The following is a 24,796-nucleotide window of genomic DNA, read 5'->3' on the forward strand; positions in this document are numbered from 1 at the left end:
TCACTCCGGCAGCGTGTAGAAGGGAAAGACGAGATTGCGCGGCTCGTTGGTGGCGCGCAGCCGGTAGCGGATGTCGATGTAGAGCACGCCGTCCACCTCCGAATCGGTGCTGAACCGCAGCTCGTCCACCTCGATACGCGGCTCCCAGCGCTCCAGCGCCTGCCGCACCTCGGTGTCGGCACGGGCCACGGTGCCCGCGTTCAGCGGATCGAAGACCAGCCGGTGGATACCGCAGCCGAACTCGGGCCGCATCGGCCGCTCGCCCGGCGCGGTGCCGAGGATCAGGCGGACGGCCTGTTCCACCTCGTCCGTGCCGGACGCCAGCGCCACCCGGCCGGTGTGGGTGAGCGCGCCGGGGAAGCACCAGCCCGCGCCGATCACCCCGCTCGCGTCCAGGCCCGGTGTGAGGGCGCCGCCCGCCGTGTCTGTGCCGTTCACGTACTCACTCCCAACGAGCCACATCCGGAGGTCAGTTGATGTCCACCGGATTACCGGTGATCTTGGTCGTGGTGCCGCCGATGGTGAGCGTCCCCCCGCTGTCGAGCGTGATCGACTCGCCCCCGGCCCGGAGGGTGACCTTGCCCGCCGAGATGACGACCTCGCCGTCCGCGCCCGCGTCGATGGTGATCTTCCGCTCGGGCGCGTCGAGCGAGACCTTCAGCCCCTTGCCCGGCTCACCGGCCTCAAGGGTGATGGCCGTGTCCTTGCGGTCCAGATGCGCGCTCAGCTTGCCGTCGCCGGACGTGAGCCGGACGCCCTGCGGGCCCTTGGCCGCGCTCAGCAGCTCCAGCCGGTCGCCGGACCGCGAGCTGACCGAACACCGATTGGCGCGGCCCGTGTTGGCATCCACCAGCGGCAGACCGTGATCGGTGGGCGCGTCCTTGCCGTTGTAGAGCCCGCCCAGCACGTACGGCCGGTCCAGCCGTCCGTGCTCGAACCCGATCAGCACCTCGTCGCCCACCTCCGGGCTGACCACCCCGCCCCCGCCCGCGCCGCCCCACTGCACGGTGCGCACCCAGTCCGTCACATAGTCCTGGGAAAGCCACGGCAGCTGCAGACGTACGGCGCCCCGCTGGCCACGGCCCGGCTCCTTGGTATCCGTGACGATCCCGACCGCCACGCCCATCCCGCACAGCGGCGGCGGATGCGGTACGACCGGCGGCGGCAGCGCGCCCACCCGCACCTGCGTCAGATAGCCGTGCTCACCGTCGAAGGTGTGGCGGCAGGCGGTCGTCGTATAGCGCCCGGCGAACGGCTCACCCGTGCCGCTCACGGTGACCGGACACCCGGCCCGCAGCTGCGGGGTACCGGCGACCGTCGCCTCCAGCCCGGCGACGGCGGCGGCAGCATCCGCCGCCAGGGCGTTCGCCGCCGCCCCCACCTCCGGCGCCGTGGTGTACGGCCGCCCGGCGACCAGGAGTTCCCCACCCTTGCCGCCGAACGCCCGCCCCAGCTCACCGGGCGAGGCACCGATCCGCACCCGCACGCTGTCGGTCGCCGACGCCTTCGCCACGACCGGCGCCTTCGCCCCCTCGTCCCAGCCGCGCACCTCCACGGCGCCCACCTGGCCCACCGAACTGACGGAGGCCCGCAGCGACAGCAGATTCTCGCGGTACTGCAGCACGAACGGGCTGCGGTCCGCGCCCGTCGACGGCGCCGGCGCCTCCGAAGCGGGCCGCAGCCGCCGCATCGTCAGCTCCGAACCCTCCACCGCCAGATGCAGACCCCGCTGGTCGGCGAGGTGCGCCAGCAGCTCCCAGTCGGTCAGATTGGGCTGCGCCAGATGCGGCACCCGCGCGGTCTCGGCCTCGATGCGCCCGGTCCGCAGCCCGTGCCGCGCCGCCGCCTCGGCGGCGATCTCCGCGACCGTACGGTTCACATACGCTGCCACGCGCCGGCCCCGCATCAGCCGGTGCCCCCGGTCCGTCGCGCGGACCACCGTGAAGGACCCCGCCGCGTCCACCTCCGCCTCCAGCGCCGTGACCTCCCCGTCGAAGACCGTCGCCCGCGCCCTGCGCCGCTCCGCCGCCACCGCGACCGTCACCGCGCGGCCGACGGCGATACGGGCCGCGGACAGCAGCTGGTGGTCGGGGTCGCTGAAGCGCAGCTCCGCTGTGGACGGCAGATGCGTGGCCGACTCGACGACGGCGTTCACCAGCCGCTCGTGCCACGCCTGTTGCAGAGGCGTGCCGCCGAAGGAGACGACCGGCTCGGCGGCGTAGGCCCTGACCGTCATCGCGCACCCCCCGGGGCCTGCTCTTCGAGCGTCGGCAGGACCAGCACCGTCCCCGGCGGGACGCCCTGTGGGTCGTCGAGGTCGTTGGCGCGGGCGATGGCGCGCCATTGCGTCGGGTCCCCGTACGCCTTCCAGGCGAGACCCGGCAGCGTGTCACCCGCGACCAGGCGGTGCGTGCCGACCGGGCCGTCACCGCCCGAGCTGGGGTTCTGCCGTGCGGGCGAGCCACCCGCCTCCTCCAGCGTCACCGTGCACTCCGCGCGCAGCGGCGTACCGTCCGTGCCGAACCGGGTATAGGTGGCGTTGACCTGCGTCACCAGCGCCAGAAAGGCCGTGGTCTGCGCGCGCCCCCACTCCAGCCGCACCCATGGCGCCGAGGCCGGCTTGGCCGCCACGCTCTGCGAGGTGGGCACGCAGCAGCTCAGCAGCCGCTCGACCTGCTCCTGCACGCCGCCCTTGCTGCCCGGCGCGTCCAGGAACACATCGAGGGTCATGGTGCGGGGCTGCGCGGACACGAACTGGGCGCGGGCCGCCGAGCCGTTGGACGGGGCCCTGCCGCGCTTCCAGCTCGCGGCCTTGGTCACCGCGATCCGCTCGGGGTTGAAGTGCAGCTTGACGCGGGCGTGTTCGGGGCCCGGCGTGTTCCCGGTGCCGGCCGGCGGATCGTAGATCACCAGGACGGCTCGTACGGGAGCGCCTCCCAGGGGCAGGGTAGGCATGGGGTCCTTTCGGGGACGTGGGTGAGAGCGGTCAGAAGAGGACTTCCAGAAAGCCGTTGTGGGCGATCTCCAGGGTTTCGCGGGCTACCTGCGACTGCTCCGTATCGAAGGAGGGCCCGCTCCAGCGGACCGGCAGCACCCCGTCCAGCAGCCATCTGACCAGTGGCTTGCGGTCCGGTCCCAGCGCCACCAACTGGCCCGGCATCCGGACCGGTTCGTTCACCTGGAGCTGTAGCCAGGCCCACACCAGCGTGGTCTGCCGGGTCAGCGGCCGGCTCAGTACGACGTTGGAGTAACGCAGCCGCGTCGGCAGATGCCACACCCGCCCGTTCATCCCGCCCTCGACCCGCTCCTCCACGTCCATGGAGCACCCCAGCCCGTCGCACGAGCTGAACGCGCCCAGTGCATGGGGCCCGATGGAGAGCTGGAACATCGAGCTGACGGCGAACGGCTGGTCCGGCATGGCGGCGGCTCCGGTGTCGGGGGAGGGAGGTGTCGGGGAGGGGGCGACGGCGGAGGGAGATGACGCCGGAGGGGTGGCGGCGCAGCGCCCGCCGGGCGGTCACCGGGGGGCGCGGTCGCTCCCCGGGGCGGCCGGTGCCACCGGCCAGACCGGAATCTGTGCCCGCTCCAGCTCCGGAAGCACGGCCTCCGCGAGCACATCGGCGTGCCCCAGCGCGATGTCCCGTGCGAGGGCGGCGGTGTCGGGGCGAGGGGTTGGTCCATTGGGGGGCGGGGTGGTGATGGGGTGAGGGTTCGCTCGGGTGGGTGGCGGGGTCGGCGTGCGGCTGTCGGTGTGGGGGGACGGTGGCCGCCGGGCGGCCGGCATGGCGAGCGGCTCGGAAGATGGCACGGAGGGCGGCGAGGCGAACGGCACGGCTGATACGGGCAGTTGACGCATCGGTTCGCCGAGCCGCGCCTGCCCGGGGCGCGGGGCGGCGGTGTACGGGAGGGGCACGGCATCTGCCAGGGGAAGCGCGGCGTCGGTGGGGAGCGGGGGCGCACCGCTGGGTGCGGCGGTATCTGAGGCGAGAGGGGGGCCGTCGGGAGCGGGCGACTGGTGGATGTGGCCAGGAATCGTCGGCTCCTGGGGCGTCACCCCGAGAGCGGGGCCGTCCTGAGCGTCGTACTCCGGAGAGGGCCGGTCTGTGCCAGCCACGGAAGGCATCCAGGCCTTCTCGTACCGAGTGGCCGCCCCTTCGAGTTGCTCCGCGGGCCGTCCGGAGACGGAAGAAACCTCCGGCCTGTACGGGGCGTCGTGGTGCGCGGGCATCGGGATGATGGGGGGAGCGGGGGCCTTGCGCGGCCCGGGGGCTGCGCGCGGGTAAGGGGTGGTGCGGTGCACGGGCGTCGGGTCGGCGGCGGCGTATGGAGGCGGACCGGGTGATGCTCCCCCGAACGGGGCGGCCGTGGGGGCCCAGGACCGGTCAACCGGTGGGGGAGGGGGCGCTGCTGGAGGCACCGCGGGGGCCACGGCTGGAGGCACCACGCGAGGCGCCACCGGCGTCGGCGACACGGGCGGCCCGGATGCTGCTTCCCCGTACAGCGGGTTGCCGCGGTCCGCGGGCAACGGTCGGGGAGGGCGGGGAGCCGTCCCGGTGGACAGGGGCCGCGATTCCCCTGGCGACTCCCGTCCGTACGCGCCCTCTCCGGATGCGCCCTCTCTGTATGCCACCTCTCCGTACGCGCCCATCCCGTGCACGCCCTCAACAGGCCGTGGCGTTTTCGGAGGCAGAGACCCCCCAACGCCCGGCGCCCGGGCCCCCGTTCGGCGAACTCCGAGGCGTACGCCACCACTACCACTGGGGCTACTACCGGGGCCCACCGAACGGAGCGCCCGCAGGGTGCCTCGTACCGTCCTCAGAAGAGAGCCACGCGTGGTGGACGCGGCCTCCCCGCCAGGGCGCGCCGTGCCGGGGCGGTCGTCCGGCTCCTCGGACGCCGGTCTGTACGGGGGGCGCGGCAGGGCAGCGCCCCCCGTGGCACCGCTTTCGGCGCCGAAGCCGGCACCGCGCGGCATCCCCAGCACCGCGCCGCGCCCACCCAGAGGCACCCCGCGCGGCAGCAGTCGCCCCGCCGCGGACACGGCGGGCGCCGGACGCCAGGCGGCGAGCTCGTGCCGGAAACCCGGGAGCCGGCTGCCCGGAACCCAGGGCAGCCTCATCAGCGCTGCAACAGGAGGTCGGTGGACGGACACGGGCCCGCCGCCCGTCGCGGGCGGCGCACTCCGTGCCGTACTCCGCGTCGCACTCTGTGTCGCACTCCGTGTCGCGCGGTGGCGCCGGGGCAGACGCAGTCTCACGGTATCCCTCCCTTCTCCGTACGTGAGGTGTTGATCCGGGCGATCTCCCGCACCCATGCGCGCCGTTCACCGTGCGGGAGACCGAGGATGTCCGCGTGCGACCAGTGGAAGTGGTAGGCGAGGTACGCGGACTCCTCCCGCAGCCGCTGCGCGGGGTGCGTCATCCTTCCCCCAGGCGGTCACCTGCCGTTCGACCCGGTACGGCGAACTGCGTGCCGCAGGACGGGCAGGCGACGGCCTGGTGGTCGGGGCCCAAGCCGTTGATCTCGCGGTAGAAGTCCTGGAGATAGGCCAGGTCCGCGGCGAACAGCCGCTCCACCACGTCGGCATGGATATCGGTCAGGCTCCCCAGCCTGGTGATCACCAGGCTGAGCAGCACGACCCCGAGATACGCCGGGTTCTCCCGCACCCGCTGGTCGACCAGCGGCGACAGTTCGTCCCGGGCGGTGGCGAGCCGCATACTGCCTCGCCGGTGCACGGTGCCGCTGCCGTCCACGTAGCCGTGGGGCAGCTCGAACTCGAACTCGGTGCGCAGCCCGGGGGCTTGCTCCTGCATAGGTGATTCTCCAGGCAGAGAAGAGGGGCGGACAGCGGGTCGGGACGGTCAGTCGATGTACTCACGGAACACGGTTCCGGCCTGGGCGTCCTTGGCCCATGCCTCGACCTTGAACGAGGCGGACTGCTGGCCCGCCGTCAGGACCGGAGCGGTGGCGGTGCCGTCGTCCCCGCTGGTGGCGTTGGCCGTCGGATTGCCGCCGAAGCTCGCAGGATTCGAGCCCATGACCCGGAAGGTGACCCGGACCTTCGGCACGGGAGCGCCGTTCTTGTCGACGACCACCACCCTCAGCCGACGGTCGAAGTTCTCCCCGGGATCGGCGTGCTGGCCGGCGCCCGAGTGGTAGCGGGTGGAGTCGGCCTTGTCGACGGTCGCCCGGACAACGAGGTTCTCGAAGCGGGTGTACCCCTGTTTCTCGGTCCATTCGGCGGTGACCGTGAACGTGCCCGGCTCCTTCGCGCGCAGCAAGGAGCTCTGCGCCGTACCGTCCTCCCCGGTGGTCCGCTGGTCGGTCTGCCGGTCACCCGGGAAGAAGCGGGCATTGTCACCGACGACCGTGAAGGTGATGGCCGCCCCTGGCTCGGGTGTCTGGTCCAGCCTCTCCGCCCGGACCGTGAGCGGATGGGGGAAGTCCTGGCCGACCGTGGCCTCCTGCCCCTGTCCGGAGACGGCCTTGAGCTGGTACTCGGAGACCCGGAACATCTGCCCCGTGCCCTCCAGGCCGGCCCACAGCTGCCCGTTCCTGTCGAGGGCGAGGCCCGAGGGCCTGGTGCCCTTGCCCGTCGCGACGCTGCCGGCCACCTCGGCCTCGCCCGGATTGATGTAGCCGATCTGGTCCGCGTCCGGCATGGTGAACCAGAGCGTCCCGTCCGGCAGGACGAGCAGCCGCCCCGGGACGGCGGGAGTGTCGATGTACACCGTCCCGGGGTCGTCCACGTTGTACTTGGCGATCTTCTTGGCCGAGGTCCCCACCCACACGGTCCGCATGATCGCCTCGGAGACGGCAACGTCACGCGGCTCGAATTCGAGGCCGATCGGATGCGGGGAGAACCCTCCGTCCGAGGCGTCGAAGGTGAGGAGCTCCTTCGCCTCCGGGCACGAGACCCAGTACTCCTTGGGGGTGTCGGAGCTGATGGCCAGGCCGTACAGGGCGTGCTTGTAGGTGGTGGAGTACTCCACCCCGCCCTTCCTGGTATCGATGAAGACCAGGGACTTCCTGCTCGCGTGCGTCGCGACGAGCCGTTCCCGGTCCTCGCTGTTATGGCCGACCGCCAGCGCCTGGCAGGCGACGGCGGGTCCGGTGCCGTGGAGCCCGTAGTCACCGGAGGCGGTACAGCTCACCACGCGGCCGTCGGCGCTGGTGTGCGCGTACGTCCACACCGTGGTGCTCAGTGTGGTCAGCGTTTCGGCCTTCCTGGCCGAGTAGTTGGGGGTGAAGACCCTGCTGTCGTACGGGGTGCCGGTCCGGAACCGGCCGATCCTCGCATCGCCTGTCACGAACCACAGGTACGGGTCGCCGGTCAGCGGGGGTGCGACCGCGACGGGCTGGGCACCCTCGCTGAGGGGGTAGTGGTTGGGGGACTCAGGTGCCGTCACCGCGTTCTCCTTCTGCGGCGGGGGTGTCACGGCTGCTCCGGCTGCTTGATGGTGAGCGGGACGGTGGTGGGCGGCTCGGTGTCGGAGTAGGCGATCTGTACCTGGACCTCCTCCTCTTCCACCCCGGCGCGCAGCGGCGGCACATAGGCCTGGCCGTTCGCGTCCGTGGTGATGACGCACTCGCGGCTGCCGTCGGTGAAGGCGGTGGTGCTGTGCAGCGGATCCGCCACCACCAGCCGGCAGGTGAGCGGAATGCCGGGAGTGGGGGAGGCGTTGGCGACATACGAGGCCACGAGCGGCACATCCACGAGCTCCCCGGGAGCGACGGTGTCCACCGGCTGCCTCACGAGCTGGGTCTTGCCGAGCACGTGCGAGGGGTCGTTGGGGACGACGTACCTGCCGATCTTCTTGTTGACGGGGCTGGTGTACCAGACCACCGCGTTCGTCTCCGGACTGCCGTGGGTGGCCACCTGTCCGGGGCTGATACAGAGCCCCTGTGCCTCACTGCCGGTGGGAAGCGCAACGGAAGACTCGTGCTTGACCGCTGCGTTCTTCCTGAAACGGTGGATATGGTTCTTGCCCGCCACCCAGATCATGTTGTCGGGCCCGAACGCCAGCTGGCGGGGCTCGTCAGGGAGCGTGTACTCGCTCTGCGTCATTCCGGGGTCCAGAATGTTGTAGCGGCACAGCTTGTTGGGATTGCTCGTCCCGAACCACACGTACCGGGAATCCGTGATGACGTGGATCGGGGTCTGATCCGCGGACTGTGGCATTTCGATCCGCTGCCACTGTAATCCGGTCCTCCGCGGTGTACACAAATAGAGCCCGTTGGTTTTCCGCCCGTTGCGCTTCTGTCCCGTGGCCCAGTAGGTGTAGTACTTGTCCTCGACGCTGACGGCCACGGACCACAGCCACGTGTTGAACTCGTCGTCGGTCTTCGGCAGGGCGTACTTGGTGACGGGCCGCTCCCCGCACTTGATGTGGCCCACGTACGAGTAGACGGGCTCGGCGAAGACGATGTAGTACGAGTAGGTCGGATCGTTGTCTTCCGAGTTCCCGGCGACCGACCGGAAGGCCAGGTCCTGGACCCGCATCGAGGTGACGGTCTGGGCCCTGGCGTCAGGCTCCAGATCGTGCTTCCTGAACTCCTCGTCCTCGATGTCGAACTCGTAGATGGGGTCGGGGGACTGTTCGTCGGACGGGGAGGCGAACCACACGCACTTGCGGTCGCGATTGACATCAGGGTCGGGAATGATTCCCGCGGTCAGTTTCGGGATGTCCCGGACGATCGGGGACTGTGTTTCCGGTGAATTCGGGTGGACCTTCACCAGGGCGTTGTTGTGTGTGGTCACCCATAAGTATTTGTCCGGACCAATGGTGATGGAGTGCGGCTGCCGGTTGCCGAGTACAGGCGTTTCTTCAGGGTTCGCCATGCGGTCCCCCTCCCATTCGATGGAGCGTGGAATGTCACTCACGGTATTCGCTCGCGATTGACATTCGGTACCCTGATGTACAGACGGTTCACCCGAACGAGTCGCCGCGGGCGGCATATCAGGGAACGCCCAATCGAAAAATGCGGATGCGAGTTCCCTCTCACGTCAACGGAACGTTTCCGCAAAGGCGTTGAAAAAGGGGGTTTCTGATGCGGCCGAGATGACTGTTACGGCCGTGCCGAAAATCCATCTCCGTGGCCGAGCGAGAGCGCCAATAGTCCACTTTCGGCCACGCGTTGGCCTCTTCTCGACTCGCCCTCCGCGCTGCATGTGTGGGGACGAGCCGCCCCCCATCGCGCCGCCTGGCGACGCGGACGGGGGCCGTATGCCCCAACAGCCCCGGCAGCAACACCGCGTTGGCCGCGCCAATCGTGTGACGAGAGAGAACCTCGCAGCCGTCGCCGGGGAGTTCGAGGAATGCAACTACGCGTCACAGCGATAAGCAGATTCCCGATCGCAAAATCCATGCCGTAAAACGAGAGTGACCAGTACTGGAATTACTTCACTTCGTCGCTTTCCCGCAGCGGCGTCTTCGCCGACGAGAGATCGGCGGACTCCGAGATCGAGAAGTCCTGGATTCACGCTGTCCTGGGACGATTGCTGGAAGCTCTTCCGGACGTGCGGAACCAACTCCCGCCCGAGGAGATCGAACAGGCCGTGGCGGCCGCCCGGCGTTCAGGCCGTCCTCGGCCAGCTCGCGGCCGTGCATGACGCGCAGGCCCACCACGGCGGTCGCCGCGAACGCCAACACACCGCAGCCGACGGCGACTCCCGCCGAGAGCGCCGTGTGCCGGTCGAGCCCCACATACCGCTCGAACAGCAGCGCCGCGGAGGCCGAGAGCGCAGGAGCAAGGCACAGGGCGGCCAGATGCAGGCGCCACTCCTCGCGCGCCCAGCTTCTTCCGTCCCGGCCCGCGCGCCGCTGGCGGACGAGCATGACGATGTACGTCGCGGCGTACGGGATCAGGTACGCGACCAGCAGGCGCTGCCCTTCGGCGCCCCACCCCAGGTAGGACCTGGCGATCCATGCCAGGGCGACCGCGCCGGCGAGATGGGCCGCGGCGAGCACCGGCATCGGCACCCACGTCCCGACCACCCCGGGAGCCGTCACCCGCTTGTCCATCGCGCGGGAGGCGGCCGGCGCACCGAACGCGACCACGCAGCCGAGGTGCATGATCGCGACCCGGTTGATGTCCTCCATGGAAAGGCCGGGAAGGACCCACGGGAGCGCGCCCCACTCAAGGCGCAGCAGCGGCGCGGTCATCAGGAAGCCGTAGCACAGCAGCATCCACCGCTGATGCAGGTCGGGGAACCTCCCGACGGCGGCGAAGATGCCGAACGTCACGCTCAGCACGGTGCCGACCAGGATGGTGGCGAGCACGATCCAGAACGCCGCCCCGCTGAACGCGTCACCCGGCGCGGTGCGCACCAGATAGAGCGCGGCGCCCGCCATCGAGACGTACACCGTCAGCGCGAACACCACGCCCACGGCCCGGTGCAGCCGAATGCGCCGCCGCACCGCCGAGAGCAGTTGGACCGGCCCGAGCAGCATCAGCGCGCCGCCCAGAACCGAGTGGACGATCATGGCGACCAGGCTGCGCGCGTACGGTCCGATCCGGGTCGCGACGGCGTCGGCGACATAGCGCGGCGACACCGCACGGGACAGGACTCACTCCCCGAACGCCGGTGCGCCCGGGTGCGCGTACGGCCACAACTCGGTTATCGCGATCGGCGCGTAGCCCACGCAGGCGACCACCACGGCGATCGTGGCCACGCGGCGCCAGGTGACCCTCCTCGGACGGTTCACGGCGACTCCCTCGACCGCTGTTCCCGATAGTCCTTTCTGGACTAGCGAGAAGGTGAGGGCGTTCCGTCGCCGTGGTCAACGGTCACGGCGGAGGCATCACGATCCGCGCTGTTCCACCCACTGTCAGAAGTCGACCATCATCCGCTCGTAGCGGATCCCGAACTCAAGCGCCTCGCGCTGCCCCCGCGACAGCACCTCGCCCACGCTCTCCGCTAGTTGCTCGTAGTCGGCGAGCGTGCGGTGATGCTCGTCGAGCTGTACCGGAGCAAGCACCTCCGGCCGGGCGCCGAACCACAGTTTCAGGATGCCGCGCTCGCGCGCCTCGACGGGCACGAAGGCCGGGTCGGCGAGCCATTCGCCAAGGCTGCCTTGCCCGCCGCGGTCAGCTTCATCGGCCGTCGATTCCGCCCACCCGTCTGCCGGACCTCCGACAGCAGGCCTGTCTCCACGAGGCGGTCGCACTGCGCGTACACCTGCGCATGAGGCATCGACCAGAAGGGCGCCACCGTGCGGGCAGCCTCCACCTTCACGTCATACGGGCTGGCCTCGCCCAGCTTGTCGATGATGCCGAGCACGAGGAACGAGGGGGTGGTCAACCGGGCGTCAGCCATGCCGCGACGGTATCGCGGCGACCGATCCGGGAACGCGGCCGCCCTGGATGGCGCCGAGCCATGCCTCACCAGGCGGTGAGCTGCGCCAGGGCGTACAAGACCCGCCCCCTGCCTCTCAGTCAACGCCGGAAGAGGCCGGCGCGCTACTCCTGGCGCACGGAGGGCCCGGGCCGCAATGGGAGCGGCCGAGGTGCCGGTCGTGCTCACGACCGTCAGCATGGAAGTGCAGAATCAACTGCCGTCCAGTCGCGGAGGTGAACCGCGATGACACTGCCCATACGACATCGGCATGGCAGCCTGCTGGAGCGGGGAATTCCCTGGCACGAGCCGACGGCCGAGTTCGAGGACCTTTTCGAGAGGATGAACCGGTTCTTGGAGTCGACCTCCCTGGCGCCCTCTTTGAGCGAGACGATGACCTGGGCTCCGCTGGCCGATATGCACGAAACCGACGATACGTACAAGATCGAATGCGAACTGCCCGGTATGAAGCGTGAGGACATCGACGTCGAGATCACCGAGCACGAGCTGCGTATCTCCGGTGAGCTCAAGGAACGCACGCGGGAAGGCGTACTGCGGCGCCGGGGACGCCCGACCGGGCGCTTCGAGTACCGGGCGTTGCTGCCCACCGATGTGAAGGCCGAAGACGTCCAGGCATCCCTCTCCGACGGAGTCCTTACGGTGACCATCCCCAAGGCCCAGGCGGCCAAGCCGCGCCATATCGAGATCAAGGGCTGAGCAGCCACCGGGCGTTGACCTCCGTCATGGGCGTCCTCAAGGGCTGATTCTCCAGGCCTGACTCTCCCGTCCCGCGGTCGGTGCGGTGGGCAACCACCCGGTCGCACCGTCGGCTCATACTTGGCGATCACTCGCGGCGATCAGGCCCGCTTCCGTCGTGAGCAGGCGGCTCGTTGGGACGAGCGGCGGCTTGCGGCCTACACCGACTACGCGAGGTCGCTGAAGAAGACCGTTACGTGGCAACACGGCCGTCGCCTGGCGTTGGCCGGTCCCCGCGCAAGCATGTTGGTACGCCGGAACTGCCGCGACGGCATTCACCGCACGGCTTTGAAGACGACCAGGCTCCGCATGTCCCTACGGGACACGTCGGCGAAGAGCTTTTGCAGAGCGCGCTCGATGCGCTGGAGCTTGGCCTCGGGCAGACGCAGCCGCCGGGTGATGGGTCCCGGGGACACCCCGCCGTGCCACGCGATCACCACCACGCCTCCGGGACGCACGACGCGGTGCAGCTCCCGCAATCCGGCTTCCAGGTCGGGCCAGATGCCCACGTTGTTGACCGAGGCGACCCGGTCCACGCTCTGATCGGCAAGGCCCGTGTGGTCCGCCGTGCCGAGGTCCAACGTGACCCGGCCGGAGCGGATCGCTCCGCGGTTGGCCCTGGTCGCGGCACGGCGCATCTCGGGCGAGGGGTCCACTCCCCGGATGACGGCGGCCCCGGAACGTGCGACCAGCAGCCGGACCAGCCCACCGGGGCCGTACCCCACCTCCAGTACCCGGTCTTCCGGCTGGACGTCCAGGATGTGGAGCACGTCGTCCTGTTTGTTGGTCCACAGCATGAACCGCCCGGCGAGGCGCCCGCGCGTGCCGACCGGGCGCGCGAACGGCGAGGTGACGGGCCGATCCCCGGCCCACGAACGCAGTGGTGTGTCCATACCGGCAGGATGGCGCCTCACCCTGGCGCACAGGCCGAACCGGCCCGCCGACCTCCCCGGGGCGTCCCCCGCATGATCGAGTCCTTGGCCCGGGCCGGGCGGGCCCGGGTCGCTCAGGAGCCGGGAGCGCCGGCGCGAAGTCCGTCCATGACGAGGTCCAGGAGCCGTCCGGCGCGCGACTGCCAGTCGCCGTGCGGATCGATCTGCCAGAGGCCGGCGATGGCGAGCACGAAGTCGTCGGGGGTCACCCCCGGGCGGATGGTGCCGGCCTCCTCGTTCGCCTTCAGCAGCAGCGCGACGGCCGAGGTCACCGAGCCGCGTCCCAGTCCGGCCAGGCTGCCGTGCGCGCTGGTGGCCTGGCGCATCGCGTCGGCCAGGCCGGCCTTGGCCATGGCGTACTGGGCGAGGCGGTCCATCCACTCCCGCAGGGCCTGGTCGGGCGCGCGGTTCTGAAGCAGCTGGGATGCGGTGTCGGAGACCTGCTGGACTTCGTAGCGGTAGACCTCCAGTACGAGTGCCTCGCGGTTGGGGAAGTTCCGGTAGAACGTCCCTTGCCCGACGCCCGCCTTCTTCGCGATCGAGCTCAGCGGGGCGTCGGCCGACTGCGTCAGCTCCTCCAGCGCCACTTCGAGGATGCGCTCGCGATTCCGTTGCGCGTCCGAGCGCATCGGCGCGTCCTTCCTCTGTTGCACTCGTCCTCCCTCCGGGAATCACGGCTGGTCCGGTCTTGATAACCGGACAGTTGTCCGGTAGATTCAAAGCTAACGGACAGCTGTCCGCTTAAGCCCACCATAGCGGCAGATGCGGCCGGTGTGGATGCTCGGTGGCCATCGCGACCGACTTCTCGCCCACCGCATACGCCGCAGGCGCCCAAGCTGACGCCGCTACGCACAGCGCCACCTCCTCCCGAACCGTCTCGAACCGTCTGCCGGGATCATCCCGTTCGACGCTCTCGCTCCCGCGTGACAGCGAAGGCTCGACTTCCTGGCGGACCACGTCGGCATCAGGGCCCGCGCCCCGACGCCCACCGCGCCTCACATACGCGAAAGAAGGCTGATCATGGCCCTATCGACGTCCAGCGCCATCACCCTGAACATCAACGGCGAGAAGCACACGCTGCCCGTCGACCATCGCACCACCCTGCTCGACGCACTGCGTGAGCATCTCGATCTGACCGGTACCAAAAAGGGCTGTGACCAGGGCCAGTGCGGTGCTTGTACGGTGCTGATCGACGGACGCCGGGCCGTCTCCTGTCTTCAGCTCGCGATCGCCTCCGAGGGGCGCGTGATCACCACCATCGAGGGCGTGGCGGACGGTGAGCGGCTGCATCCGGTGCAGCAGGCCTTCCTCGACCTCGACGGCTACCAGTGCGGCTACTGCACACCGGGGCAGATCTGCTCCGCCATAGCGATGATCGAGGAGCACGCGGCGGGTTGGCCGAGTGCCGCGACCGCCGACGTACGGCCCGAAGCGGGAGCGCCGCCGCTGACCGCCGATGAGATCCGGGAGCGGATGAGCGGCAATCTGTGCCGCTGCGGCGCGTATGTGTCGATCGTGCAGGCGGTCGCGCAGGCGGCGGAGGCCGAGGCCGCCCAAACCCCCACCACGGCACGGCAATTCAGCGGGCCTTCCGGCCCCGGAGACCTTGCCCACCCTGCCGGCACGACGGACGCGGAGATGACGGCATGAGGGAATTCGGCTATCAGCGCGTGTTCGATGTCCCCGGAGCGGTCGCCCGGCTCGGCGCCGATCCCGATGCGCGCTATCTCGGCGGCGGCACCAATCTCGTCGACCTGATGAAGGCCGGCGTGGAGCGGCCCGCGCTGCTCATCGACGTACGTGAGCTGCCCCTCGACGGGATCGAGACCACGGACGACGGCGGCCTGCGCATCGGCGCGACCGTCACCAACAGCGATCTCGCCGCCCATCCCGAAGTCCGGCGCCGCTACCCGGCGTTGGCGCAGGCGGTCCTGGCCGGTGCCTCGGGCCAGCTGCGCAATATGGCCACGGTCGGCGGAAATCTCCTCCAGCGCACCCGCTGCGGCTACTTCGCCGACCTGGCCAAGCCGTGCAACAAGCGCGTCCCCGGCAGCGGCTGCCCCGCCATCGAGGGCGAGCACCACAACCACGCGATCCTCGGCGCCTCCGAGCACTGCGTGGCCATCCACCCCTCGGACATGGGGGTCGCGCTCGCCGCCTTCGATGCCGTCATCTCGTACGAAACGGCAGACGGGCCGGGCGAGTTGCCGCTCGCGGAGTTCTATCTGCCCGTGGGCGACACCCCGCATCTGGAGACCGCGCTGCCGTCCGGCGCACTGATCACCGGCGTCACCCTGCCCCCGACTCCGGTCGCCGCCGTCTCCCGCTACCGGAAGGTGCGCGAGCGCGCGTCGTACGCGTTCGCCATCGGCTCGATCGCCGCCGCGCTCGACGTCCAGGACGGAGTCGTACGCGAGGTGCGCCTCGCCCTCGGGGCGGTCGCGTCCCGGCCGTGGCGGGCCCAGGAAGCCGAACGGGTGCTCACCGGAGGTCCGGCGAGCGCCGACGCGTTCGCCGCCGCCGCGGACGCCGAACTGGCAGCCGCCAAGACGCTGCCCCACAACGGATACAAGGTGACGCTGATGCGCAACCTCGTCGTGGCCATGTTGACCGAACTCACCGAGGAGGCCGCCCGATGACCACGACAACCGGAACCACCGCGGTGACAGGGGCCGTCGGCGCCGCGCACACCCGCCTGGAGGGCCGGGACAAGGTCACCGGAGCGGCCCGGTACGCGGGAGAGATCCCCTTCGCCGAACTCGCCCATGGCTGGCTGGTGTTGTCCACCATCGCCCGGGGCCGTGTCCGCTCCGTGGAGTCCGCCCCCGTCCTTGCGATGCCCGGCGTCCTCACCGTCCTGCACCACGGGAACGCCCCGCGCGTCGACGGGAGCTACGCGGGCATGCTGGGCCGGCCCGACCCGATCGTCGAAGTCTTCCAGCACGACCGGGTGCCCTACGTGGGCTGGCCGGTGGCGCTGGTCGTCGCCGAGACGTCCGAGCAGGCCAGGGAGGCCGCCGAAGCGCTGGTGGTCCAGTACGACGAGGAACCGCACGACATCGCTTTCTTCGCCGACCGCCCCGGTACGTACACCCCGGAGAACTCCCCGGCCGCGCAGGCGGAGACGGAGAAGGGGGACATCGAGGCCGAACTCGCCGCGTCCGCCGTCGTCGTGGACGCCGCCTACACCACACCGGAAGAGCACCACAGCTCCCTGGAGCCGCACGCGGCGACGGCCCGCTGGGACAGCGGCCGTCTCGACGTCGTCGACTCCAACCAGGGCAGCATGTGGGTGGCGGACGAGCTCGCCAAGCTCTTCTCCCTCGATCCGGCCTCGGTGCGCGTACGGTCCGAACACGTCGGCGGCGCCTTCGGGTCCAAGGGGGTCCGCCCGCACCAGATACTCGCCGTGATGGCCACGACCGTCCTCCACCGCCCGGTCAGAGTCGTACTGACCCGCCGTCAGATGTTCTCGCTCGTCGGCTACCGCAGCCCCACGGCGCAGCGGGTCAGGCTCGGCGCCGACACCGACGGGCGGCTGCGCGCGTTCGACCACCAGGCGCAGAGCCTCACCTCGACCGTTCATGAATTCATCGAGCGCAGCGCCGATATGGGGCGTGTGATGTACGACGCCGACGCGCACCACACCGTCAACCGTGTCGTACCGCTCGACGTGCCGACGCCGACCTGGATGCGTGCGCCGGGCGAGGCACCGGGCTCGTTCGCGCTGGAGTCCGCACTCGACGAACTCGCCGAGAAGATCGGTATGGACCCGATCGCGCTGCGCGCACGCAATGAACCGGACGCTGGGCCGGTCTCCGGACTCCCTTTCAGCAGCCGCAATGTGCTCGCCTGCTTCCAGGAGGGCGCCCGCAGGTTCGGCTGGGCGGACCGGGACCCGCGTCCCGGCACGCGCCGCGAAGGGCGCTGGCTGCTCGGGACCGGTACGGCCGCGGCCACGTACTCCTCGGGGGTCGTCCCGTCCACGGCGGCCGTGACGGCGGAGACCGACGGCACGTTCACCGTACGGATCACCGCGGCGGACGTCGGCACCGGCGCGCGGACCGCGCTGGCCCTGATCGCCGCGGACGCGCTGGAGGTGGAGCCGGGACGCATCCGTATCCAGATCGCGGACAGCGACTTCGGCCCGGCGATGATCGCCGGCGGCTCCATGGGCACCCGCTCCTGGGGCTGGGCGATCATGGCCGCGGCACGCGAGCTGCGCGAACAACTGGTCCTGGGCGGTGACATCCCGCCGCAGGGCATCACGGCACGGTCGGACACCGGCGCGGCCGTCAGCGCGCTGGCGAAGAAGGAACGGCACTCCTTCGGAGCGCAGTTCGCCGAGGTCGCCGTGGACGTCACCAGCGGCGAGGTCCGCGTACGGCGGATGCTCGGCATCTTCGCCGCGGGCCGGATTGTCAACCCGCTGACCGCGCGCAGCCAGTTCATCGGCGGAATGACCTGGGGTCTTTCCATGGCGCTGCACGAGGAGGCGATCAGGGACCAGGCGTCCGGCGGCCACGTCGGCGCCGACTTCGCGGGCTATCACTTCGCCGCGAACGCCGACGTACCGCTCATCGAGGCGGACTGGGTGGACGACCCGGACGCGGACGACCCGGTCGGGATCAAGGGCATCGGCGAGATCGGGATCGTGGGAGCCGCGGCGGCGATCGCCAACGCGGTCTGGCATGCGACCGGTGTCCGCCACCGGGACCTGCCGATCCGGCCCGACCGGGTCCTGCTGGCGGGAACCCGACCAGCGGGAGAGCGCGATGCTTGACATCGCCGACGAGCTGAACCGATGGGCCGAGCAGGGCCGGGACTTCGCCGTCGCCACCGTCGTGGCGGTCGGCGGCAGCGCGCCGCGCCGGCCCGGCGCCGCCCTCGCCGTCGACGGCGAGGGCACGGCCATCGGCTCGGTCTCCGGCGGTTGCGTGGAGGGGGCGGTGTACGACCTGTGCGTCCAGGTGCTCCAGGACGGCGAGGCGGTGGTCGAACGGTTCGGCTACAGCGACGAGGACGCCTTCGCGGTGGGACTGACCTGCGGCGGGATCATCGAGGTCCTGGTCACACCGGTGAGCGCGGACGCACCGGACAGGCAGGTGTTCGCGGCGGCGCTGTCGGCCGCCGCCCGACGGGAGACGGCGGCGCTCGCCCGCGTGGCCCGGGGCCCGGCCGAACTCCTCGGCAGGCCGCTGCTCGTACACCCCGGCGGATCGTACGAAGGCAGTCTCGAAGGCCACCCGGACCTTGACCGCACGGTGGTCGGCGAGGCCCGCGCCCTGCTGGACGCGGGCCGCACCGGCACATTCGCCCTCTCGGAGGACGGATCGCGCTGCGGGGCCGATCTGACACTGTTCGTCGAGTCGAGCGTGCCGCCGCCCCGCATGATCGTCTTCGGCGCGATCGACTTCGCCGCGGCCCTGGTGCGTACGGGCAAGTTCCTCGGCTACCACGTGACCGTGTGCGACGCCCGCCCCGTCTTTGCCACCCGGACCCGCTTTCCCGAGGCCGACGACGTCGTCGTCGACTGGCCGCACCGCTACCTCCAGCGCACCGAGACCGACAGCCGCACGGTCCTGTGCGTGCTCACCCACGACGCCAAGTTCGACGTCCCCCTGCTGGAGGTGGCCCTGCGCCTGCCGGTCGCGTTCGTCGGCGCGATGGGCTCGCGCCGCACCCATGAGGACCGCCATCGCAAACTCCGCGACGCCGGCGTCACCGAACGCGAACTGGCCCGGCTCCACTCACCGATCGGCCTCGACCTCGGTGCCCGCACCCCGGAGGAGACCGCCCTCTCCATCGCAGCGGAGATCGTCGCAGCCCGCCAGGGCGGCACGGGCGCTCCACTGACCGGCTCGCGGACACCCATTCACCATGACGATGCGAAGGAGCGGGAGGCCGGCGGGGCCGGGGCGCATGCCGCCGCGTGACCCGGCTCGGTCCCCCTGAGGCCGACGACCGCTTGCCGTCCCTCGTTGGCCACCTCTGATCGACGAGCTCAATGTGGCCTACGACGAGGACCGCAGGGGCGGGGGCGATGGTGGTCTGCGGAACCGCGTACCTCTTGCCGCCGGTGCAGGATTTTGCGCAGTTTGCGGTGGGGAGGCATGGCGGAACGGGAAAATAGCAGTATTGGCGCTGCCGGCCCTCGTGCCGTGCTACTGTTGATCCCAGTTGCAGTTGTGGTTCCCATAGCGCCTTTGATGGCTTTATGTCGTCGGGCGCTTTTTTATTTCCGGTGCTGCTTTCCGGACGGGGCAATCATCGCGGCGACGCCGGGTCCGCGCAGTGCGGACCCACTGCCCCGAAGGAGATTTTGATATGGCTACTGGCACCGTGAAGTGGTTCAACGCGGAAAAGGGTTTCGGCTTCATCGAGCAGGAGGGTGGCGGCCCCGACGTCTTCGCCCACTACTCGAACATCGCCACCCAGGGCTTCCGTGAGCTTCAGGAAGGCCAGAAGGTGACCTTCGACGTCACGCAGGGCCAGAAGGGCCCGCAGGCCGAGAACATCGTTCCCGCCTGACGCTGACGCGTAGGACCTAGCTGGGGCCCGCACTCGTGCGGGCCCCAGCTCCTTGCTGTCGGCAGAGTTGTCCGACGTGCACGGTTCCGGCCGGATGCAAGTGCGTTCACGGCCTATGAGCCGACCAAAGCCGCCCACTCCGGTGGACACCTGGCATTCTGCCGCCGACGCCGCTGCTTTTCCGCCCGATGCGGCCGGCTACTTTTCAGTCTTTTATCCGGCTCGTTCTTGCAATTCGTTCGGCACATTCTTGCCGAGAATTCCTCGATACGTGCCATATCGAGGAAGGTTCTCCATGAACCGCTCAGCTCGTACGAACGACCGCTACTCCAATCCCCGCAAGAGCAGCACCGCCGGTTCCGACCGGGGCGCCCGCTTCCGGCCGAAGGGCCAGAGCCGCTCCGGCAACCGTTCCGGCGGAAACGGGCGTCGCCCCTCCGTGCCGGGCGAGTTCGCGCTGCCGGTCACCATCACCCCGGCCCTGCCCGCCGCTGCGACCTTCGGCGAACTCGACATGCCGGCCGAGCTGCTGACGACGCTCACCGGCCTCGGCGTGACCGAGCCGTTCCCCATCCAGGCGGCCACGCTGCCGAACTCCCTCGCAGGCCGTGACGTCCTCGGCCGCGGCCGCACCGGTTCGGGCAAGACGCTCGCCTTCGGCCTGGCGCTGCTGGTGCGTACCGCCGGACAGCGTGCCGAGCCCCGGCAGCCGCTCGCCTTGATCCTCGTCCCCACCCGCGAGCTGGCCCAGCAGGTCACAGACGCGCTCACCCCGTACGCCCAGGCCCTCAAGCTGCGGCTGGCCACGGTGGTCGGCGGTATGTCGATCGGCCGCCAGGCCGGCGCACTGCGCGCCGGGGCCGAGGTGGTCGTCGCGACCCCCGGCCGCCTCAAGGACCTCATCGAGCGCAAGGACTGCCGTCTGGACCAGGTGAAGATCACCGTCCTGGACGAGGCCGACCAGATGGCCGACATGGGCTTCATGCCCCAGGTCACCGCGCTGCTCGACCAGGTACGCCCCGACGGCCAGCGGCTGCTGTTCTCGGCCACTCTGGACCGCAACGTCGACCTCCTGGTCCGGCGCTACCTCCACGACCCGGTGGTCCACTCCGTCGACCCCTCGGCCGGCGCCGTCACCACGATGGAACACCACCTGCTGCACATCCACGACGCCGACAAGCACGCCACCACGACCGAGATCGCCGCCCGCGACGGCCGCGTGATCATGTTCCTGGACACCAAGCACGCCGTGGACAAGCTCACCAAGCACCTGCTGAACAGCGGTGTACGCGCCGCCGCGCTGCACGGCGGCAAGTCCCAGCCCCAGCGCACCCGCACCCTGGCCCGGTTCAAGACCGGCGAGGTCACGGCCCTGGTGGCCACCAACGTCGCGGCCCGCGGCATCCACGTCGACAACCTCGACCTCGTCGTCAACGTCGACCCGCCCACCGACCACAAGGACTACCTGCACCGCGGCGGCCGCACCGCCCGCGCCGGCGAGTCCGGCCGCGTCGTCACCCTGGTCCTGCCCAACCAGCGCCGCGACATGGCGCGCCTGATGGCCGATGCCGGCATCACCCCGCAGACCACCCAGGTCCGCTCCGGTGAGGCCGAACTCAGCCGGATCACCGGCGCCCAGGCGCCCTCCGGTGTCCCGGTCACCATCGCCGCGCCGGTCACGGAGCGCCCCAAGCGCAGCGGCGGCAGCGCCCCGTTCCGCGGCCGGGGCACCCGCCCAGGCCGGCCCGGCCGCTCAGGCGGCGAGTCCCGCCGGTCCGCCGAGGCCCGCCAGCTCACCGAGGCCCGCAAGGCCGCACGGGTCCGCCGTTCGTCATGACCGGGAGCGGCCCGGCAACCGCCTTGTGAGCGCGGTACTTTGCGGCTCGGGAGGGCGCCCTCGCACGGGGAAACCTAGACGTGCAGGGCGTCCGACCGCGCCGGGACGACCGGAAGCAGCAGGTAGGAAGGGTGCTTCCCACCGCTGATGAGGGTCGTCCGGCCGGCGTAGACGTCGGAGCCCCGGTCCTTGGTGTCGTTGTGCACGAACAGGCCGTTGCCGCGCATGGAGATGCCGAAGGCGGACGGCCACGGTCCCTCGCCGGGGAACTCGAAGTCCCGCCCCTGCACCGATACGCCGAGGCGGTAGCCGGCGGGGACGATCACCGACGTCGGCCAGATCTCGACCTGGAGGTCGACCGGTTCGCCGGGGGTCAGCGGCTGCCGTTCGTCGAAGGTGTGCCACGGCCGGTACGGCTCGCTGCGCGCGGGATCGAGCTTCCGGAGCGAGGAACGCAGCCAGCCCAGTGCGATGGCGCCGTTCGGGTCCATGGCGCTGGTGAAGGCGACATCGTGCCCGTCGGGGTCCTGTACGCGGAGGGTGAGGAACACATCGGCGTCCGTCGTCGACGAGGCCACCCGTAGCGTCGCGGCCGCCGGCCCGGTCACCTCCAGGGGCTCGGCCAAGGGCTCGGTCCAGAACGTCAGGCCGTCGCCGAGCGCGTCGAACTCCGCGCTTCTCTCGGTGGGGTCGCTCTCGGGAGAAAGCGCGTTACGAGCGAGATCGAGATGGAACTTCGTCCACTCCGTCCGCGCCGGCGGCCACTCCGTTTCCGCGCGCTGCTCGAAACTGCCGTCGACCCGCCGCACGTTGAGGAAGACCGGAGGCTGGTCGTCCCAGCCGGTGTCCTCACCCTTGAGGAAGTGTCCGAAGAAGCGCTTCTGCAGCGCGACGCCGTAGTCGGTGTAGAACTCGACCCAGTGCTGTAGGCCATGCACCTCCAGCCACTTCTGGTCGCTCGCCACGCCCGCGTATCCCTCGAACCCGCCCCGGGTGTGCAGATGGTGCGCCCAGTTGGTCGCGGACAGCACCGGGACGGTGATTTTCGACAGGTCCGGGGTCCGGTCCCGGTAGTGCGCGTCGAGCAGCGGATGTTCGTACAACGCGCTCACCGAGTCGGCGGCGTTCTTCGCCCGCTCCGCGTCGCTCAGCACATCGGGGCCGGCGACCCGCACTCCCGTGACCGGGTGCCGCGGGCCGTTCTCGACACCGTGCTGTACGGACGCGACCTGCACCGGGTACCACTGCTGGAGGAAGATGTGCAGGATCCCGCCGTGATGGGTGAGTTCACGGTAGAAGTCGCAGGCGCCCTCCCAGGGGCAGATGGCCGCGAGGTGCGGGGGCCGCAGCGCCGCGACCTGCCACTGGTTGACCGCGTAATAGGAGATGCCGAGCAGGCCGACCTTGCCGTTGCTCCAGGGCTGGACGCCCGCCCACTCGATGCAGTGGAAGTAGTCCTGCGTCTCCCGGGGCGAGAAGATGTCCAGGTAGCCCGGTGACCGTCCGGCACCCCGGGAATCCACGCGAATCACCACATAGCCGTCGGGAACCCACTTGTCCGGGTCGGCCGTCTCCCAGTTCTGGTAGCGGTTCGACGAGCCGGCGAGCGCGTCCGGGTGCTCGGTCTCCAGGTTGTGCCACATGGGCTGGAAGCCTTCCTGGAAGGCAAGCCCCTTGGCGTACGGGCCGTGCGTCATGATCACGGGATGGGGTCCGCCGTCGTCCGGCCGGTACACATCGGCGCGGAGCGCGACCCCGTCGTCCATCGTGATCGGTTCATCCCAGTCGATGCGCATCGCGCTGCTTCCTGTACGGCTGTACAGCTTGAATTGTCCGCGCGTATCTCCCGGTCCGCCACAGCGTGAGCGAGGCCGGGCGGGGCGATCCGCCCCCGTGCTGCCGGCAGGCAGGTTGGTTACGTTGGAAGAAGGCAGGTCGACAGCTCAGCAGGAGCAGGCCGAACCGGCCCTTGCGACCGCTTGCCTCAAGCTCGTTCGAAGGCTTGCCTCAAGCTCATCCGAGGGGCGTTTCCCATGGCATCTGACCAGATCCCCGGTATCGATCCCACCGCGGCTCCGAGCGGAGACGGTTGCGTGGAGTGCTTGGCGGGCGACGGGCCGGGTTGGTGGTTCCACCTGCGGCGTTGCGCCGCGTGCGGGCACATCGGATGCTGCGATTCCTCGCCCTCGCAGCACGGTACGAAGCATGCGCGCGAGGCGGGCCACTCCTTCCTGACCAGCTTCGAGCCGGGAGAGGACTGGTTCTGGAACATCGAGACCGACCAGTACTACGAGGGGCCGCGGCTGCCCCCGCCCACGGCACATCCGGCCTCCCAGCCGACGCCGGGCCCGCTGGGCAAGGTTCCCGCGGACTGGGAGCAGCAGCTGCACTGACGGTGCAGGGTGAGGCGGCTCCCGGCATCAGGGGCGCGGAGACGGCGCCTGTGGGTCGGTGGTCCCGCCGGGGCAAGCGAGGCGGTCGATGTCCCAGCCGGCGCGTCCGGCCCCCGCCCGGTACGCGCTCGCGTAGAAGGCGAGGACGGCCGCGCGAGGATCGCTCTTCGCGCGAGCCTCGTCGTACGGCAGCACGGCCAGGTGGCTGTCGTTGCGGGCCACCCAGCGTGCCGACGCGGGGATGAGCGGCTCCTCGGCCAGTGCCGCGGGCTCGGGAGCGGTGTACGAGTAGAAAGCCGGCTGGGCGAAGGTGTCGTCGCCGAACCAGAATCCGAAGCTGATCACCTCGCGGGAGTAGGCCTCCCGTGTCACCGGATCCACCTGCGGCGGCTGGTCGATATGCCGCCCGGAGAACCGGCTGTGGGCGATGTCGAAGGTGTGCCAGAAATGATGCACCGGGCTGGCCTTCCCGGAATAGCCGGCCGCGAATTCCTCCAGCACCAGCGCCACCTGGCTGAGGACCTGCCAGTAGCGGTTGGAGTGTGCGGGATCGTAGGCCGCATGCTCGGTGTCTTCGGCGAACGGCCGGGTGGCATCGGGCAGGTCGAACGGCCGGGGAATATCGATGTTCACCCGGATCCCCAGCGCGGCCAGAGCGTCCAGAGTGCTGTCGTGGAAGGACGCCACGGACTGGCCCAGTAGCGGAATGGAGAGCGCTCTGCCGTCCAGCGTAGAGACGACCAGCTGATGGTCGACGAAGTCAAAGTCGACCGTGAAGACCGGATTGCCGTCGACCAGTCCCATCGGACGTGTGGTGATGCCCCGTCCGGTGAGGTGGAACGGCACATTCCACCAATGGTTGCGCCGGGCACTCGCGGCGAGCCGGATCTTGCCGACGACTTGCGCGAAACGGTGCAGCGTTTCCTTGGTGTCCTGCCACTCCGCGAGCGGGATCGGCGGGAACAGCTCCATCGGGTTCCCCTTCCTGCCCGGTGGTCCTGCCGGCCGG

Annotated in this window: 24 protein-coding genes and 1 pseudogene; 8 read left to right on the forward strand and 17 right to left on the reverse strand. The window is 70.3% G+C overall.

What is annotated here, in order from left to right:
- The 13 genes and pseudogenes from DY245_RS33200 to DY245_RS47135 form a co-directional block, all read right to left on the reverse strand.
- Positions 1 to 438, reverse strand: a complete 438-nt coding sequence (locus DY245_RS33200; RefSeq protein WP_244943425.1) for a GPW/gp25 family protein — start codon at positions 436 to 438, stop codon at positions 1 to 3.
- 31 nt (positions 439 to 469) lie between these two features.
- Positions 470 to 2,236 carry a VgrG-related protein gene (locus DY245_RS33205; protein WP_181923986.1) on the reverse strand — a complete coding sequence of 589 codons (1,767 nt, stop codon included), beginning with the start codon at positions 2,234 to 2,236 and terminating at the stop codon, positions 470 to 472.
- Positions 2,233 to 2,955 carry a CIS tube protein gene (locus tag DY245_RS33210; RefSeq protein ID WP_128510870.1) on the reverse strand — a complete coding sequence of 241 codons (723 nt, stop codon included), beginning with the start codon at positions 2,953 to 2,955 and terminating at the stop codon, positions 2,233 to 2,235. Before DY245_RS33210 ends, DY245_RS33205 begins: the two co-directional genes overlap by 4 nt.
- 31 nt (positions 2,956 to 2,986) lie before the next feature.
- Positions 2,987 to 3,418 carry a phage tail protein gene (locus tag DY245_RS33215; protein ID WP_128510871.1) on the reverse strand — a complete coding sequence of 144 codons (432 nt, stop codon included), beginning with the start codon at positions 3,416 to 3,418 and terminating at the stop codon, positions 2,987 to 2,989.
- 99 nt (positions 3,419 to 3,517) lie between these two features.
- Positions 3,518 to 4,123: a hypothetical protein gene (locus tag DY245_RS33220; RefSeq protein ID WP_147318391.1), complete on the reverse strand. Its 606-nt coding sequence runs from the start codon at positions 4,121 to 4,123 to the stop codon at positions 3,518 to 3,520.
- Between the two features lie 1,130 nt (positions 4,124 to 5,253).
- Entirely contained in the window at positions 5,254 to 5,421 is a 168-nt protein-coding gene (locus DY245_RS44895) for a DUF6760 family protein (RefSeq protein ID WP_181923987.1), read from the reverse strand.
- Positions 5,418 to 5,855: pseudogene (locus DY245_RS33225) on the reverse strand (hypothetical protein); the annotation flags it as partial. The gene DY245_RS44895 and the pseudogene DY245_RS33225, both read right to left, overlap by 4 nt.
- A gap of 6 nt (positions 5,856 to 5,861) precedes the next feature.
- Positions 5,862 to 7,409 carry an Ig-like domain-containing protein gene (locus DY245_RS33230; protein WP_128510873.1) on the reverse strand — a complete coding sequence of 516 codons (1,548 nt, stop codon included), beginning with the start codon at positions 7,407 to 7,409 and terminating at the stop codon, positions 5,862 to 5,864.
- 26 nt (positions 7,410 to 7,435) lie between these two features.
- A complete protein-coding gene (locus DY245_RS33235) occupies positions 7,436 to 8,842 on the reverse strand; it encodes an NHL repeat-containing protein (protein ID WP_128510874.1) in 1,407 nt (468 codons plus the stop codon).
- A gap of 562 nt (positions 8,843 to 9,404) precedes the next feature.
- A complete protein-coding gene (locus tag DY245_RS33240; RefSeq protein ID WP_244943426.1) occupies positions 9,405 to 10,556 on the reverse strand; it encodes a DUF2306 domain-containing protein in 1,152 nt (383 codons plus the stop codon).
- A gap of 15 nt (positions 10,557 to 10,571) precedes the next feature.
- Positions 10,572 to 10,709: a hypothetical protein gene (locus DY245_RS47125; protein ID WP_244943427.1), complete on the reverse strand. Its 138-nt coding sequence runs from the start codon at positions 10,707 to 10,709 to the stop codon at positions 10,572 to 10,574.
- 123 nt (positions 10,710 to 10,832) lie between these two features.
- Positions 10,833 to 11,042 (reverse strand): hypothetical protein, encoded by a 210-nt coding sequence (locus DY245_RS47130; RefSeq protein ID WP_244943428.1) that lies wholly within the window; start codon positions 11,040 to 11,042, stop codon positions 10,833 to 10,835.
- A complete protein-coding gene (locus DY245_RS47135) occupies positions 11,009 to 11,320 on the reverse strand; it encodes a PadR family transcriptional regulator (RefSeq protein WP_244943429.1) in 312 nt (103 codons plus the stop codon). The genes DY245_RS47130 and DY245_RS47135 overlap by 34 nt, the downstream gene beginning before the upstream one ends.
- Before the next feature lie 264 nt (positions 11,321 to 11,584).
- Here DY245_RS47135 and DY245_RS33250 point away from each other — a divergent pair, with 264 nt between their 5' ends.
- Positions 11,585 to 12,055, forward strand: coding sequence for an Hsp20/alpha crystallin family protein (locus tag DY245_RS33250; RefSeq protein ID WP_128510875.1), 471 nt, complete (start codon positions 11,585 to 11,587; stop codon positions 12,053 to 12,055).
- A 314-nt stretch (positions 12,056 to 12,369) separates the two neighbouring features.
- Here DY245_RS33250 and DY245_RS33260 read toward each other — a convergent pair whose 3' ends face one another.
- Positions 12,370 to 12,987: a class I SAM-dependent methyltransferase gene (locus DY245_RS33260; protein WP_128510876.1), complete on the reverse strand. Its 618-nt coding sequence runs from the start codon at positions 12,985 to 12,987 to the stop codon at positions 12,370 to 12,372.
- A 113-nt stretch (positions 12,988 to 13,100) separates the two neighbouring features.
- Complete coding sequence (locus DY245_RS33265; protein ID WP_181923988.1) at positions 13,101 to 13,679, reverse strand: TetR/AcrR family transcriptional regulator; 579 nt, start codon at positions 13,677 to 13,679, stop codon at positions 13,101 to 13,103.
- Between the two features lie 367 nt (positions 13,680 to 14,046).
- Between DY245_RS33265 and DY245_RS33270 the strand changes: the two genes are divergently transcribed.
- The 6 genes from DY245_RS33270 to DY245_RS33295 all read left to right on the forward strand — a co-directional run bounded on the left by DY245_RS33270 (position 14,047) and on the right by DY245_RS33295 (position 21,394).
- The gene (locus DY245_RS33270; RefSeq protein WP_244943430.1) at positions 14,047 to 14,676 is read left to right on the forward strand and encodes a 2Fe-2S iron-sulfur cluster-binding protein; all 630 of its coding nucleotides are present in this window, start codon (positions 14,047 to 14,049) and stop codon (positions 14,674 to 14,676) included.
- Entirely contained in the window at positions 14,673 to 15,665 is a 993-nt protein-coding gene (locus DY245_RS33275; RefSeq protein ID WP_128510877.1) for an FAD binding domain-containing protein, read from the forward strand. Before DY245_RS33270 ends, DY245_RS33275 begins: the two co-directional genes overlap by 4 nt.
- On the forward strand, positions 15,662 to 17,809 hold the full coding sequence (locus tag DY245_RS33280) for a xanthine dehydrogenase family protein molybdopterin-binding subunit (protein WP_128510878.1): 2,148 nt from the start codon (positions 15,662 to 15,664) through the stop codon (positions 17,807 to 17,809). The genes DY245_RS33275 and DY245_RS33280 overlap by 4 nt, the downstream gene beginning before the upstream one ends.
- Positions 17,802 to 18,962, forward strand: a complete 1,161-nt coding sequence (locus tag DY245_RS33285) for an XdhC family protein (RefSeq protein WP_128510879.1) — start codon at positions 17,802 to 17,804, stop codon at positions 18,960 to 18,962. The genes DY245_RS33280 and DY245_RS33285 overlap by 8 nt, the downstream gene beginning before the upstream one ends.
- A gap of 391 nt (positions 18,963 to 19,353) precedes the next feature.
- A complete protein-coding gene (locus DY245_RS33290; protein ID WP_046247661.1) occupies positions 19,354 to 19,557 on the forward strand; it encodes a cold-shock protein in 204 nt (67 codons plus the stop codon).
- Between the two features lie 295 nt (positions 19,558 to 19,852).
- Positions 19,853 to 21,394, forward strand: a complete 1,542-nt coding sequence (locus DY245_RS33295) for a DEAD/DEAH box helicase (RefSeq protein WP_128510880.1) — start codon at positions 19,853 to 19,855, stop codon at positions 21,392 to 21,394.
- 74 nt (positions 21,395 to 21,468) lie between these two features.
- Here the strand turns inward: DY245_RS33295 and DY245_RS33300 are convergent, their stop codons facing one another.
- Complete coding sequence (locus DY245_RS33300; RefSeq protein ID WP_128510881.1) at positions 21,469 to 23,190, reverse strand: CocE/NonD family hydrolase; 1,722 nt, start codon at positions 23,188 to 23,190, stop codon at positions 21,469 to 21,471.
- A 237-nt stretch (positions 23,191 to 23,427) separates the two neighbouring features.
- On the opposite strand from DY245_RS33300, the gene DY245_RS33305 reads away from it, so the two are divergent.
- The gene (locus DY245_RS33305; protein ID WP_128510882.1) at positions 23,428 to 23,787 is read left to right on the forward strand and encodes a UBP-type zinc finger domain-containing protein; all 360 of its coding nucleotides are present in this window, start codon (positions 23,428 to 23,430) and stop codon (positions 23,785 to 23,787) included.
- Between the two features lie 27 nt (positions 23,788 to 23,814).
- On the opposite strand, the gene DY245_RS33310 is transcribed toward DY245_RS33305, so the two are convergent.
- Positions 23,815 to 24,759 carry a DUF5996 family protein gene (locus DY245_RS33310; protein WP_128510883.1) on the reverse strand — a complete coding sequence of 315 codons (945 nt, stop codon included), beginning with the start codon at positions 24,757 to 24,759 and terminating at the stop codon, positions 23,815 to 23,817.
- Between the last annotated feature and the right edge of the window lie 37 nt (positions 24,760 to 24,796).

Origin of the sequence: Streptomyces inhibens (genome assembly GCF_003389455.1) — a bacterium.
Taxonomy (GTDB): Bacteria; Actinomycetota; Actinomycetes; order Streptomycetales; family Streptomycetaceae; genus Streptomyces; species Streptomyces inhibens.